The sequence below is a fragment of the Butyricimonas sp. BSD2780061689_150309_C8 genome, assembly GCF_015560935.1.
Classification (GTDB): Bacteria; Bacteroidota; Bacteroidia; order Bacteroidales; family Marinifilaceae; genus Butyricimonas; species Butyricimonas paravirosa.
In genome coordinates this window covers 1-14,767 of sequence record NZ_JADMSV010000007.1, presented here as the reverse complement: position 1 = coordinate 14,767, position 14,767 = coordinate 1, and the positions used below count along the sequence as shown (strand labels likewise).

Annotated in this window: 14 protein-coding genes; 5 read left to right on the top strand and 9 right to left on the bottom strand. The window is 44.9% G+C overall.

Features of this window, described 5'->3' with window-relative positions; genetic code table 11:
* Positions 1–27: 27 nt before the first annotated feature.
* The 8 genes from murD to I2I33_RS07960 form a co-directional block, all read right to left on the bottom strand.
* The gene (gene murD / locus I2I33_RS07995; RefSeq protein WP_087420587.1) at positions 28–1,371 is read right to left on the bottom strand and encodes a UDP-N-acetylmuramoyl-L-alanine--D-glutamate ligase; all 1,344 of its coding nucleotides are present in this window, start codon (positions 1,369–1,371) and stop codon (positions 28–30) included.
* 99 nt (positions 1,372–1,470) lie between these two features.
* Complete coding sequence (mraY, locus tag I2I33_RS07990; RefSeq protein WP_087420588.1) at positions 1,471–2,721, bottom strand: phospho-N-acetylmuramoyl-pentapeptide-transferase; 1,251 nt, start codon at positions 2,719–2,721, stop codon at positions 1,471–1,473.
* A gap of 3 nt (positions 2,722–2,724) precedes the next feature.
* Positions 2,725–4,173, bottom strand: coding sequence for a UDP-N-acetylmuramoyl-L-alanyl-D-glutamate--2,6-diaminopimelate ligase (locus tag I2I33_RS07985; RefSeq protein ID WP_087420589.1), 1,449 nt, complete (start codon positions 4,171–4,173; stop codon positions 2,725–2,727).
* Between the two features lie 76 nt (positions 4,174–4,249).
* Complete coding sequence (locus I2I33_RS07980; protein ID WP_229128235.1) at positions 4,250–6,367, bottom strand: penicillin-binding protein; 2,118 nt, start codon at positions 6,365–6,367, stop codon at positions 4,250–4,252.
* Positions 6,368–6,653: 286 nt separating this feature from the next.
* The gene (locus tag I2I33_RS07975; RefSeq protein ID WP_087420590.1) at positions 6,654–7,028 is read right to left on the bottom strand and encodes an FtsL-like putative cell division protein; all 375 of its coding nucleotides are present in this window, start codon (positions 7,026–7,028) and stop codon (positions 6,654–6,656) included.
* Between the two features lie 123 nt (positions 7,029–7,151).
* Entirely contained in the window at positions 7,152–8,054 is a 903-nt protein-coding gene (gene rsmH / locus I2I33_RS07970; RefSeq protein WP_087420591.1) for a 16S rRNA (cytosine(1402)-N(4))-methyltransferase RsmH, read from the bottom strand.
* A 71-nt stretch (positions 8,055–8,125) separates the two neighbouring features.
* A complete protein-coding gene (gene mraZ / locus I2I33_RS07965) occupies positions 8,126–8,572 on the bottom strand; it encodes a division/cell wall cluster transcriptional repressor MraZ (protein WP_087420592.1) in 447 nt (148 codons plus the stop codon).
* A 476-nt stretch (positions 8,573–9,048) separates the two neighbouring features.
* A complete protein-coding gene (locus I2I33_RS07960; RefSeq protein ID WP_087420593.1) occupies positions 9,049–9,882 on the bottom strand; it encodes a S24 family peptidase in 834 nt (277 codons plus the stop codon).
* Between the two features lie 107 nt (positions 9,883–9,989).
* On the opposite strand from I2I33_RS07960, the gene I2I33_RS07955 reads away from it, so the two are divergent.
* Complete coding sequence (locus tag I2I33_RS07955) at positions 9,990–10,178, top strand: hypothetical protein (protein ID WP_087420594.1); 189 nt, start codon at positions 9,990–9,992, stop codon at positions 10,176–10,178.
* A gap of 218 nt (positions 10,179–10,396) precedes the next feature.
* Here the strand turns inward: I2I33_RS07955 and I2I33_RS07950 are convergent, their stop codons facing one another.
* On the bottom strand, positions 10,397–10,810 hold the full coding sequence (locus I2I33_RS07950) for a hypothetical protein (protein ID WP_087420595.1): 414 nt from the start codon (positions 10,808–10,810) through the stop codon (positions 10,397–10,399).
* A 103-nt stretch (positions 10,811–10,913) separates the two neighbouring features.
* Here I2I33_RS07950 and I2I33_RS07945 point away from each other — a divergent pair, with 103 nt between their 5' ends.
* From I2I33_RS07945 to I2I33_RS07930, 4 genes are read left to right on the top strand one after another with little or no spacing between them, the layout of a single operon-like run.
* Positions 10,914–13,031, top strand: a complete 2,118-nt coding sequence (locus I2I33_RS07945; RefSeq protein WP_087420596.1) for a hypothetical protein — start codon at positions 10,914–10,916, stop codon at positions 13,029–13,031.
* Positions 13,032–13,041: 10 nt separating this feature from the next.
* The gene (locus tag I2I33_RS07940; RefSeq protein ID WP_087420597.1) at positions 13,042–14,031 is read left to right on the top strand and encodes an ATP-binding protein; all 990 of its coding nucleotides are present in this window, start codon (positions 13,042–13,044) and stop codon (positions 14,029–14,031) included.
* 20 nt (positions 14,032–14,051) lie between these two features.
* On the top strand, positions 14,052–14,378 hold the full coding sequence (locus tag I2I33_RS07935) for a hypothetical protein (RefSeq protein ID WP_087420598.1): 327 nt from the start codon (positions 14,052–14,054) through the stop codon (positions 14,376–14,378).
* A complete protein-coding gene (locus I2I33_RS07930) occupies positions 14,375–14,572 on the top strand; it encodes a hypothetical protein (protein ID WP_087420599.1) in 198 nt (65 codons plus the stop codon). Before I2I33_RS07935 ends, I2I33_RS07930 begins: the two co-directional genes overlap by 4 nt.
* The last annotated feature ends 195 nt before the right edge of the window (positions 14,573–14,767 follow it).

The window sequence follows — 14,767 nt, the reverse complement described above, 5'->3', positions numbered from 1 at the left end:
ATCCTCTCGTCTTTCAACTTTTAGTTTTTATCTTTTAGTTTTTAACTTTCTCACCTTCTCCTTAAACATCTCCCCCCTATTCTCGTAATTCTTAAACAAGTCAAAGCTAGCACAACAAGGCGAAAGCAGAACCACATCCCCCTTCTCTGCCCGGTGATAAGCCACTTCCATCGTCTCATCCAGACTATGAGTATCCACCACCTCGCAGATCGGCGAAAACGCCTCTATCAACTTCTTATTATCCACTCCCATACAAATCAACAACTTCACCTTCTCCTTCACCAAATCAAACAACACGCTGTAATCATTTCCTTTATCCGTCCCTCCCGCAATCCACACCACCGGAGCGTGCATACTATCCAAAGCATACCAAGCCGAATCCACGTTTGTTGCCTTTGAATCATTAATATAAGTGACACCATTCACCACGTCCACCGTCTCCAAACGATGCTCCACCTGCGGGAAGGTTGTCAACCCCTTCCTCAAATCCTCGTCACTCACCCCGGCCTTCAATGCGGCTAATATTGCTGCCATCGCATTATACACGTTATGCCGTCCTTGAATCGTGATCTCCTGTTTGGCAATCCGGAACTCCCGATCTCCCCAACGGGCCACCACCGTGTCCCCATCCATGTAAGCATTCACCCCGGCGTAATCCGAGTAAGTGAACCCGACTGCCTCCGGCACAATATCCCCCCGTTCCACTCTCTCCCGCACGACCTCGCAGTCATAACCATATATAAACAAATCCTCCTTCCGCATATTATTCAATATCCGGAACTTCGAATTCGCGTAATTCTCAAATTTATAATCATACCGATCCAGATGATCCGGTGTAATATTCGTCAATATCGCCGTGTCACAACGGAATTGGAACATCCCGTCCAACTGAAAACTAGACAACTCCACCACGTACACCCGGTGCAAATCGTCAGCCACCTGTGCCGCCAGACTATTTCCCACGTTCCCGGCCAGTCCCACATCATACCCGGCCTTCTCCAATATATGATACAACAACAAAGTAGTAGTCGTCTTCCCGTTACTCCCCGTGATACAATACATCTTCGCATCCGTGTACCGTCCCGCAAACTCGATCTCGGAAATCACCTCGATTCCCTTCTCCCTCAGCCCCACGATCATCGGCAGCTTATCCGGAATACCCGGACTCTTCACCACCAAATCTGCGGCGAAAATGCGTCCTTCCGTGTGTTGCCCCTCTTCATACTCTACCCCCAATTCCTCCAACACACGCTTATACTTGTCGGCCAACTTCCCCTTGTCCGACAAAAAAACCTCATACCCTAACTTCTTTCCTAACTTGGCAGCTCCCGCTCCACTTTCTCCTCCGCCTAAAATAACCAAACGTTTCATGTCAATTGAAAATTGAAAATTGAAAATTGAAAATGTAATTTCTTACATCCTCAGACTCTCAATCATATTATTATACTAACTTTAAACTCTAAACTTTTCTTATCGTATTTTCAACGTCACAATCGTTATCACCGCCAGTGCGATTCCCACGATCCAGAACCGGGTCACGATCTTCGGTTCCGGAATCCCTTTCTTCTGGAAATGGTGATGTAACGGGGACATCAGGAATATCCGTCGTCCCTCCCCGAACTTCTTCTTGGTATATTTAAAATAGCTGACCTGCATCATCACCGACAAATTCTCCACGAGGAAAATACCACACAGGATAGGGATCAGCAACTCCTTATGAATCATGATTGCGAACACGGCAATAATTCCCCCCAGCGACAAACTCCCCGTGTCACCCATAAACACCTGAGCCGGAAACGAGTTATACCACAGGAACCCGATCGTCGCCCCGATAAACGCGGCAATAAACACCACCAGCTCCCCCGAATGTGGAATATACATGATATTCAAGTAATCCGCATACACCATATTACCCGACACGTACGCCAAAATACCCAACGTCGCCCCCACGATAGCCGAAGTCCCCGTTGCCAATCCGTCCAATCCATCCGTCAGGTTTGCCCCGTTCGACACCGCCGTAACAATCACAATCGTGATAATAATAAACACGATCCAACCGATCTCCTCGGCATAGTCCCCGAAAAGCGCCCCGAACCAAGCGTAATCAAACTCGTTATTCTTGAAAAAAGGTATCGTCGTCTTGGTCGATTTTATATCTTTCGTCAAAACGGTCTGGTTCGTCTCGGACACAAAACCTTCATCTACTGTACTTGTCACCACCCCGACTTCCGAAATGGAAACCTTCTCCCGGATCAGCACGTCATCGCTCACGTAAAGAGTTACTCCCACGATCAGCCCCAGACCCACTTGTCCGATCACCTTGAAACGTCCCTTCAACCCCTCCTTGTGCTTCCGGAACACTTTGATATAATCATCCAGAAAACCGATCAGCCCCAACCAGATCGTCGAAACAATCATCAACTGGATATACACGTTATCCAACCGGGCAAACAAAACCACCGGAACCAAAATCGCCAGCAGGATAATCACCCCGCCCATCGTCGGTGTTCCCTTCTTCTGCATCTGCCCTTCCAGTCCCAAGTCCCGGATTTCCTCCCCGACCTGTTGCTTCTGCAAAATACGGATAATGCGCTTTCCCACCACCGTGGCAATCAACAATGACAAAATCACCGCGCAAGCCGACCGGAACGTGATATATTGAAACATCCCCGCTCCCGGGAAATCAAACTGTTCTAAATAATCAAAGATATGATAAAACATGACCTACAACTTAAATATTTCCTTAATAACCTCTTTATCATCAAAATGATGTTTCACACCCTTTATCTCTTGGTAATCCTCGTGTCCCTTTCCGGCCACCAGCACGATGTCCCCCTTCTTCGCCAACATCAACGCCGCACGAATCGCCTCCTTCCGATCGGTAATCGCCAGCACCCGGCCCGCCGCCTCGTCCGGCACCCCGGCACGCATATCCTCGATTATCGCGGCAGGTTCCTCACTTCGCGGGTTATCGGACGTCAGAATCACCCGGTCACTCAACCGACAGGCAACCTCCGCCATCTCCGGCCGTTTCGTCCGATCCCGGTCACCCCCGGCACCCACCACCGTGATCACCGTCCCCTCTTTCTTCAGCCCCTCGATCGTCGATAACACGTTCTCCAACGCGTCCGGCGTGTGCGCGTAATCCACGATAGCCATCACCCCCTCGTTCGATAAAATGGTCTCGAAACGCCCCGACACCGGCACCAGCATGCTCATCACGGGCAACAACTCCTCCTTCCCGAAATCCAACAACCGTGCGCTTGCGTAAACCGCCAGCAAATTATAAGCATTAAAATCCCCCACGAACCTCGTCCACACCTCGCTGCCATCCAGCAACAATAACGTCCCGTCCAGATGCCGTTCCAACGTCTTACAGTTAAAATCCGCCATCCGCTTACAGGAATAAGTATATTTACGGGCTGCCGTGTTCTGCAACATCACCATCCCGTTCTTGTCATCTCCGTTCGTCAATGCGAAAGCCTTCTTCGGCAAGCGGTCAAAAAACGCCTTCTTCGCCTCGATATACGCTTTAAAAGTCTTGTGATAATCCAGATGATCGTGCGTGATATTCGAGAAAATCGCCCCATCAAAATCCAACCCGCTAATCCGCCTTTGGTCAATAGCGTGCGAACTCACCTCCATGAAACAATACTCGCACCCAGCATCCACCATCCGCCCCATCAGCTCGTTCATCTCCATCGCGTCCGGAGTCGTGTGAGTAGCGTGAACCCTCTCGTCCCCGATATAATTACACACCGTTGACAAAAGCCCCGCTTTCCTTCCCAGCAAACACACCAGCTCGTACAACAGCGTCGCCGTCGTCGTCTTCCCGTTCGTCCCGGTCACCCCGACCACCTTCATCCGGCGTGACGGGTTCCCGTAAAAATTAGAGGCCATCACCCCCAACGCCTCCGAAGAATTACCCGTCTTCACGTAAACTACCCCCTCTTTCAACTCTCCCGGTACCTCCTCACAGACAACCGCCACGGCTCCTGCCGCCACGGCCTTCCCGATATACCCGTGTCCATCCGCACTCACTCCCCTTTGGGCAACAAACAAATCCCCCTCTCCGACCTTTCTCGAATCGAAGTGTATCATCTTAACCTCTACATCCGGTCTCCCTTGCACGACCTCGCAGGCAACCCCGTCTAACAGCTCTCTTAAATTCATCTCAAAATATATTACAAAACCAACTTTTTAGTTTTTATCTTTTAGCTCTTAACTTTTATCTTTTAGTTTTTATCTTTTATCTTAATTCAATATGCACATAACTCCCCCTTCTCACCTTCCCCCCCGGAGTCAACGATTGCTGACTCACCGTACCAACCCCGCTCACCCCGACTTTCAGCCCGCTATTCTCCAACAAGTACAGCGCATCCCTCAGCCCCATTCCCTTCACGTTCGGCACCAGTGTCATATCCACGCTCCGGGCTTTCAACACGAACTCCGTCCCCTCCTTATCCCGCAAAGTCATCACCCAATCGGCACGCTCCGCCTCATCCTCCGTCACGTTAATCCCCAGCTCGTTATATATCTCCAGAAAATCACTCTTCAACCCGTTCTGACTGATCGGCAACGTTTCGTCCTTCTCCTCCTCGTCCTCGTCATTATCCCCCATCAACGATGCCATCGTGTAAATCTTATCGGCAATCTCCTTGAACACGCTACCCGAAACCACGTTTCCATAATACCCCACCGACCGCGACGGGTTATCCACCACCACGATACACGAGTACATCGGCTTGTCCGCCGGGAAATACCCCACGAAACTGGCCCGGTACTTCGGTTCAGAATTATACCCTTTCGACCCCGCGGCCACCTTTGCCGTTCCCGTCTTCCCCGCGATCTTGCAGGCCGCGTTCTTCAAATTCTTCGCCGAGCCGTTCTCTACCACCCCTTCCATCATCTGTTTCATATAAGCCACCGTCTGCCGACTGCAAATATGGCTACTCACCACCTCCGGTTCGAATCGCTCCACCACCCGGCTCCCGTTACGAATCTCCTTCACGATACGCGGTTTCATCCGTTTCCCGTCATTTGCCAGTGCATTATAAAAAGCCAACACCTGCAATGGCGTAATCTTCAACTCGTACCCGAAACTCATCCAGCGCAACGTGGTACCGCTCCAAGTCTTATCTCCCGGATATTTAATATAAGGATCCGCCTCTCCCGCCAGCTCGATCCCCACCTTTTTATTCAACCCCATCGCGTACCACCGGTTCACGAACTTCTCCGGCTGTTGTCTGTAATGCTCATATACTAATTCCGTGATTCCGTTCAGCGAACGCTCGAAAATTCCCTGCACAGTTACCTTACCGATCGGCGACCTTGACTCCCGCAACGTCACCCCGTTATGCGTGTAAATACCTTTTCCCAAGTCAACCGTGTCCTCCGGGTGAACATACCCATCCTCCAACAGAGCCACCATCGTTGCCGCCTTGATCACCGAACCCGGTTCCGCAGCATCCCCGATAGCGTTATTCAATACCTCTCGGTACCCTGTCGCCGTCTTCGACACGTTCGCGATGGCCTTTATATCTCCCGTCTTCACGTTCATCAGGATAGCTGTCCCCGCGCTAGCCTTGTAATGCTCCAACTGCCGGGTCAAAGCCCCCTGCACAATATCTTGACACTCCACGTTAATCGTCGTCACCACGTCATTCCCGTCCACCGGATCATCCACCGTCACCGAAACCCACCGTCCCGACATCATCTGCCGGATACTCCGTCCCGGTTCTCCCCGCAACTGTTTCTCGAAAGCCCCTTCAATCCCCACGCGTCCCTCGAAACTACCATCCTTCGCCTCGTTCAAATAACCGATCGTCCGGTAGGCCAAGTCCCTGTGCGGCTGCAAACGCACGTTCTCCCGTTCCAAAATCAGACCGCTCTTCGTACCCCTTTCCCGAAAAATAGGAAATTTCTTAACCTCCAGCAAGTCGGTATAAGAAATTTTCTTTTTGTTCACAAGCAAATAACGATTCGGCTTTGCCCCGTACTTCCCCTGCCACAACTTCTTCCGGTACTCCGCCGTCGGGGCATCCTTGAAAAAGCGGGACAACATCATCGACAAACTATCCACCTTCTTCCGGAACAGCGTGTCCGGAATCGCCTTACAATCCAGCCTCAGCGAATAATAAGGAACCGAACTCGCCAGAATACGCCCGTCATCCGCGTATATATTCCCCCGGTTCGGCGCCACTTCAAAATCTTTAAACGACACCGAACGTCCCATCTTCCTCCACTTATCCCCCTCCCATATTTGCACGTGCAGTGCCTTTATTACGATTAGGGCAGCAATCACCATCACGATCAGGTACACAAGTCCCAACCGCCCGGCCAATTCATGTTTTATAGATGCTGCCATGTTATAGTTAAAAATTAAAAGTTAAAAACTAAAAGTTCATACCCATCGTAAAACCTGATAGTCCTTAACCTGTTATTATATCTTTTATCTTTCATCTTTTAGTTTTTATCTCTTAGTTTTTAGTTTTCATCTTTCCCCTTCCCAACTACCCCCACTAACTTCCCCTTGCACAGGGGGAGAAACCGCTTGGTAATCAACTCTCCCCCTGTGTAAGGGGGAGCCGGAGGGGGTAGTTTCTTCCACTTTTATCTTTTATCTTTTAGTTTTTATCTTTTATCTACCAAAATCACCTCGTGATTTTGGTAGGCGGTTCCTTACTCTGCACTAAATCCAACCCCGCCTCCTGAATCCGTTTCTCCACCTCCGAGGGAACACTGATCCGCATCAACTCCGAGGCCGTCGTGATCGATTCGAAACGCAACTCACTCAACTCCTTCTCCATGCTCACCTTCTTCATGTACAACTTCTCCGTCGCGTACCCGTTAGCGATATAAACGATACCCAGAAAAGTCAGGAAAAGAATAAACCCGATGTTCTTACGCAACACCGTGTCCGCCAGCAAACGCCCGTCCAGCAACTCCTTCATCGAATCCCCCAGCACCTCCTTCTGTTCCTGCAACGGTGGCACAAAATCCTTTACCTTCTTTTTCTTAAACCACATAGCAATTAATTCAAAATTTAAAGTTTAAAATGAAAAAGATTCCGTAATTGCCGATTCGATGATTGGGTGATTAAAATCACTTCATCAATCCCTTAATCACTCAATCATAAATCACTCAATCACTTAATCATCTTTTCGTTTTTCCGCAATCCGCAACTTTGCACTTCTCGCTCTCGGGTTTCTTTCGATCTCCTCTTCCGACGGCACGATCACCTTCCGGTTCACCAACTCGAAATTCCGTTTCACGTGACCATAAAAATCCTTCTCCACCTTTCCCTCGAAATTACCGCTCTTCAAAAAGTTCTTCACGATCCGGTCTTCCAACGAGTGATAAGTAATCACCACCAACCGACCTCCGGGACGCAATGCCCGCTCCGCCTCCTTCAACATATCCTCCAGCGCCTCCAACTCTCCGTTTACCTCGATACGCAAGGCCTGATATACCTGCGCCAAGTACTTCTTCTCCTTCTGTTTCGGCACGCAGGGAGCAATCACCTGCAAAAACTCCTCCGAGCGAGTGATCATCTTCTCCGTCCGGGCCTTCACGATCAAGTCAACCAACCGTCTCACGTTATCCACCTCCCCGTAGTTCCTGAAAATCCGGGTCAAATCCTCCTCGCTATATGTATTCAGAATATCCGTGGCCTTTAGTCGGCTCCGCTGGTTCATCCGCATGTCCAACTCCGCGTCAAACCGGAAGGAGAACCCCCGCCCCGCCTCGTCAAACTCGTGCGACGACACGCCCAGGTCAGCCAGAATCCCGTCCGCCTCGTCGTACCCGCAGTACCTCAAAAAATTCCGCAGATACCTGAAATTATGATTCACAAAAATAAACCGACTATCATCCGGCACGTTAGCCAACGCGTCAGAATCCTGATCGAAACCGATCAGGCAACCATCTTTCAATCGTTTTAAAATCTCTCTCGAATGACCACCGCCCCCGAAAGTCAAATCAAGATACACCCCATCCGGATCAATATTCAACCCCGAAACGGACTCTTCCAACAATACCGGCACGTGATACATGGTTACACAAATTTAAAGTTAAAAAAATAAAAACATAAACATCTCGTCGATAGGCAATTAATCCATCAGCCCTACAAACCGATTTGCGACGTCAAAAGTACAAATTCATCCGTATTCATCGTACTCTCTTCATACTTTATTTTACCCCAAATCTCGATTTTCGAATCCTGCCCTACCATCACGATCTCATCTCCTTCGATACCGATACTATCCAGCATCTTACGCGGAATCAACACGCGCCCGTTCCCGTCCAGTTCCACCTCCTGCGCCCCCCGGAAAAACTCCCGGAAAAAACGCACCTGTTCCCGGTTAAACTGGCTCAACTTCTCCCTCAATCCCGCAATCAACTTCAACCACTCATCCTTCGGGTAAACGTCAATACATTCATCGAAAATATTCCGCCGCATCACAAACGACACCTCTCCCGCCGCCTGCATTTCCTTCCGGAAAACAGCCGGAACAACCCCTCGTCCCTTGCTATCTAGCTTGCATGTATAATCTCCAATAAATGACAACATATTACTTCCCTAATTTGTGATGTAAAGTTATAAAATTATTTCCCACTTTAAACCACTTTCCCCCACCTTTTTTCTAATAAAACAACAAAACACTAATCATCAACACCTTATAAAATCAATTGAAATATAAGGGGCAAAACGAAAAGTATAAAAATGGACTTCGAGAGAAAACCTCGCTAAAACCCGCCATCACTAGGGGTTTCAACGTTTTTTTCAAAAGTGTCCGACAAAACGAAAAGTATAATTTAGTATGATTTTGATTAAAACTACAAGGACTATAACTTAAATCTAACTATAAAACTCTACAATTTAAACAGCGATTAAACACCATATAAATAGCGATTAAACGATGATTAAACACTCTCGCACTATTCTAGTAACCCAAATACCAACGATACAAAATTAAAATCTAGGTGACTATTTAGGAGACTATCTAGGTGATAATTTAAGTGTATATTTTCATCATTAATAAAAGATCAAATCCCTGCTCCAAGTTGACGATGAATCATTCTTAATTCATTTTTTATATCTGCAATATCATCCTCTAATGTGGTAACTTTATTATAATAGGTTTGATGGATATTAGGCATCTTCGCCGAAATATACCATTCAGCATGCCAAATAGTATTTATTTCATTCTCTTGAAGATTAAAATTTGGATAATAAGCCTTATCCGGATTATCTGACATACAAACAATAAAACCTCTCTTAAAACGATTCTTTACGCGTTTAACGTAAGCCTTTCCTTCCATATCCGACAATACATATATTTGTTCATCCGCCAAATGTGCCCATTCAGCCCGAGTCAACATCCGAATAACAAGAAAAGAACTATCCAACAACGTCGGAGCCATACTCTCCCCCTTCACTCGAACACAAAGATATTGTACACCGGGCTTAATCATGGAATCCGGTAACGAAATACTATCTACCACTTCTATATTATTAGGATTGTAACAACCAGTTCCTGCCGCAACCGCAATATCAACGATCGGGATTTGAATTGTACCAGAGCCTTCCCTATCTGTTACTATCACTTGTATATCTTCATTTATCGAAGAATTTTCTTTTTCTCCAAACTCTATTTTTTCAGGAACAAACATTTCTCCCTGTCCTGTTATAAGCCATAAAGGATTTACACAGGAATATGTTGATATTATCCTTTCAATAACATCAAAAGATGGTTTTGTTCGTCTACCCGCTACAATATGATGCAATGTTTGCGGCTGTATTCCAATGGATACACTAAATGAATTCTTATTCATTCCCAAACTATCTATCAGCATTAAAATACGATCCTGTACTTCCATATAAGAATTTTCCTATTATTAGTAAAATATATAGGATTTTGTTTGGATGTTATATAAACAATATCCTATATTTGTATCGAATTAATGAAACAAAACTACGAAAATAAATGGAAATACAAGAAATACTCGAAAAATTAAGACCAAAGGACTATGAACTAATAGCCACAAAACTAAAAGGTCGCTACACGGCGAATACAATTAGAGCCCAACTGAAAGGAAGACGTACTCTAAAACAAGCCGTAAAGGAAGCCGCCGAGCAACTGATCCAAATACGAGAGAATTTCATTAACGCTTAAAGTATTCCACAATGGAAAAAAATACTTTTAAAATAGAAATAATATATAACAGTTATCTAGGTGAACACAAAAGCCATACATGTTTTACACCAGTAACATATTTTGAACGAATTGTTATAGTTAACGGAGAAGAGATTTATAGGGATAAACAAAAACCGACACAATATTTACGTGATAAATCTATTCTCAGCCAACTAGAAACGTGGTCACATGAATCTTTAACGCCCCAAGACACCAACAACAGACAGAATATTGTTTGCAATGGTCATTATCGTGGATGCTTTTTCCGCAAACTTTGGTTCAAGTTCTTTAGAAAGCGATTCAAGTTCAAGACCTAGTTTGTTGATATTGGCTTTCAATATTTCTTCTTGGGCTGTAAAACCTCCCCGTGACAGGAAATCATGAGCTTCAATATTAACAATTACAGAGATTGAATTTGAACCGATAACCCCTCTTGATAAAAAACCAAACTTACAAAATTGATTAAAAATAGCTTGAAGATTATTTCGACTTTTGGCTATATCTAATAAAGGTTTCGGGAGTGCAGAAGTTAAGCATCTGTTTAACTCACAATTAGCAACAAGAATAGAAAGAATCTCATCTTTCATCGTAGGGGTTATCAAATTTTCCATAATGATTACAATTTAGAATTAGCACCTCAAAAGTAATCATTTTTCCCGGATGGTCGCCGTGGCGGTTCGACTCCGCCACCGGGAACTAAAAAAAATAAAGACTATGCCTTGTATTAGTGAAAATATTATTTGTGTTACAGTCCCAGAACTTGAAAAATGTGGAATCAGTAATACATATTTAAAAACAGCTTTAAAGAATTGCCGCCAAGGTTTGATTCATTGTTGGGAACACCACAAGATCGGCAATGTCGTTTATATTCACTACAACAGTCTAAAAGACAAGTATAAGAATCTTATACAAAAAGAACTTTGCGGGGGATTATCAATCGAGGAATGGATAAGGTTAAACACGATTCGAGAATTACTTCCCCCCGTTCGACAAGATGAAAAAGAAGAACTAGCAAGTTTCGTTATAACCCGAGAAAAAGTGGACATAACGAACGGCGAAATAAACAGCGAGAAACGGACAAAATTGCCGGATGATTACATCTGCTTATTGTTATACCAATCCCGTTGGTTACGTTTGATGCACAAGGATGTTTACAAGTATAATCACAACACGCTAAAAAGACTTAGAGTCAAAAGCATTAAAGAATTTCGTAATATATGTATTACACTAGCCAATAATCCAACCCCGGAATTTCCGGATGGGGCAAAGTTGCCTAAAAATTATAACGCTTGTCATCGCCGACAACAAGAATACGAGAAGGAGGGTATCCTAGCCCTTGTTTCCGGGAAGTTCGGCAACACCGGGGCAAGAAAAGTAGATGATGAACGTTTACAAGTGTTGATAGACTTGTATAGCGATCCGCATAAACCGGACTACGCGAGAGTGACTAAGCTATATAACGAGATCGTGCTACAAAACGAGTGGACGATAAAAGACAAGCCCGCCGTAATCAGTGAAAGTTGCGTGAAATACAATCTCAACATTCCCGAGGTGATGCAAGTGTGGTATCTAGCCCGTCATGGAGTGCAAGCATGGAAAAACCTATTCGGTTACACGATACTACGTTACAGACCAAGCACGAGAGATGCCGTGTGGTGCGGTGATGGTACAAAAGTCAACCTTTTCTATATCACCCCTTCCGGCAAGGCTGCAAAATTGAACGTTTACGCGATCGTGGACGCCCATTCCGGTTATTGGCTTGGTTGGGATATATCCGAAGAGTCGGACAACATGGGAAGCGTGCAACGTGCTTTCCGCATGGCGGTAATTCGTTCCGAGTATCGTTTACCCTTTCAGATGCAATACGATGGAGATAAATCAAACAACTATTTTAAACGCTTGACGACATTACACTTTCCTGCCATGCCGAACAACGGGCAAAGTAAAATTATCGAACGTTGTTTCAAGAACCTGCAAGATCAACACATGAGATACGCAGACGGTTTTACCGGGATGAATATCAAGTCTAAAAATATAAACAATCATCTCAACGAGGATTTTATAGAGTCTTTGTACAAAACAAACTCACTAAAAAACAAGCAAGAAACAATCGAGTTACAAGAATGGTTCTTGCACGTGGTAAACAATACCCCCGGGAAGGACGGGAAGACACCGAAAGAGAAATATTTCGGCAGTCAAAACCCCGACACGCAAGAAATTGTCGCCCTCGATTGGATTAACATGTTTTGGGAGTGGAACGAGAATGAATGTGTTTACGCAAAAGAAGGGATATCATGGGTAGAAAACAAGATAAAGAGAGTGTACGAGGTTGCGGAAGGATACGAGTTTGATTTTAAAAACGATCAACTCCCGGAAAGATACACCCCGGACTGTGATTTCGCTTGCAAGTACATAAGACAAAAATTCTACATACGCTTTGACCCGCTTAATCGCTCCCGGGTTGCCCTCTACAAGGAGGAAGCCGATAATACCCGTCGATTCGTGGCATGGGCTCTCGAAAAGGATCGCATGGCATACGCCGTTCAAGATTACAAGGAAGACGAGAAAGCGGAGATAAACAAACGGCTAACTATCAAGAAAGAACAACAAAAACGAGCAAAACAAAAACGGGAAGCCGCTGCCTCCTTGATGAATTCCGAAGAAATCATGAAACTCGGGTACAAGTTCTATGACAAGGCAACATTATCCGCGGCAGAAGCTGACCTCTACGGGGAAAAGACCGAACCAATAGAGGAAAAAACTTCAACACCCAAGAAATCACGCAAAGAATACTTGAAAGAACGCCGGGACAAACTGAATAATAAATTATAAAAATAAAAATATGAAACTAACAGAGGATCAAAAAGCAACCATAGTGGAGCGTATGCAAGAATACGTTGCGCACATGGACATAACGGGCGACAGTAAAACTTACAGCCGCAACAGACTAGCGAAAGATGCGAAAGTGAACATCGCCTACATTGATGCGATGATTACCGGGCTGATAACAGGAAAGTTTGTTTTCAACAACACCGTGATAAAAGACTTGTACTTTAACAGGATCGCAAAATTTATCGGTTACGAACTAGACAACAAGTACTGGCGAGCCTTTGAAACCGAGCAATACCTTGATATTGAAAATGATTTTATAGAAGCCAAGAGTGGCAGCACGACAAAATCAATCATAGGAGCAACGGGATCGGGTAAAACTTACGCAATTCAAAAAATGCGAGATAAATACCCGATGGGGTCATTCATAATAACTTGCGCGAATGACTTCAACTTACGTGACTTCATAAGATATATTGCCATCGAAATCGGCGTTCCCGTAAGTGATGAGATGTCACAAAGCCGCATCAGGAGAGCCATTGAAACGAAATTAAAATTCTTGGCAGAATGTAACGTGAAACCAATCCTTGTTTTTGACGAGGCAGAGAATTTAAAACTTGCCGCATGGGGACGAATAAAAGCATTGTATGATAGTTTAAAAGGTCAATGCGCTTTTATGGTGCTCGGGACTCCTAACTGGCATAGAAAAATTAAAAACATGAATGATACCGAGAAAGGGATTGCCCCACAAATATATTCCCGGTTTCTAGCCGGAAGCAAAACGAAGTTCCTCGGGGAGATAGACAGTAGTGAAATAAGTAATATATGCAAAGAAATTGGCGTGAACAACCAGTACGTGATCAATCGCATCTGCAAAACGGTAACTAATTATCGTGATTTAAATGACACTCTCGTTAGCCTCCAAAGAGCCGCCGAGATACAAGGATGCGAGATAGACCTAGACTTATACAAGCGAGAATTCGAGAATTTAAACACCATTTAAACGGCATTTAAAACGTGATTATGGAGATCAAAAAGATTCTAGAAGTAAATGACTACGAGTATAACATGATTATACTCGAAATCGGCTGCAAAGCTGCAGAGAACCGATACCCGGGAGATAAAGCAAACATTTTCAAATCAGACCGGAGATACTGGAATTGGGTACGGCAACAAATCGACATCAGAAACATGGATTTTACTTCCGTTTTGGAAAAACATCCTTCCGTGTGGGGTACTCGACAAGTTGTCGATATGTACAAGGATTACACGTTGGAGAAACTTAACGCTACCTCTTTCCCCGCTCGTTTTGCCGTGAAGTTATTAACCGGAACTACTGAAACAATATGAAAAATGAGATAAAAAAAGACATCATTAGCGTTACCCGGTCACAAATGGGACAAAACGGTATCGAGGAAGTCTACGTCGAATTTGACCGGGTGAAACAAAGCACGTTCATGAAAATAAACGGAGCCTTGGTTTGGGGTGTACGTGGCAAATGGGCAGAGAAGTTTTTTTACAAGTATGGACTATTAAATAAATAAAGCATCATGACACAAAACATTTTAAGAAAAGAAACTGGAAATTCCAATGTAATTGACCCCTAGAATCCAACTTAAATTGCCCCCCTTTAAATTTTCCCCAGAAATAGCCAGATCATCCCTTTATACACGTGCATAAAATTCTACAGGTATGCCATTATTATTATTAAATTTTATTCACAAATATAGTGATTTTAT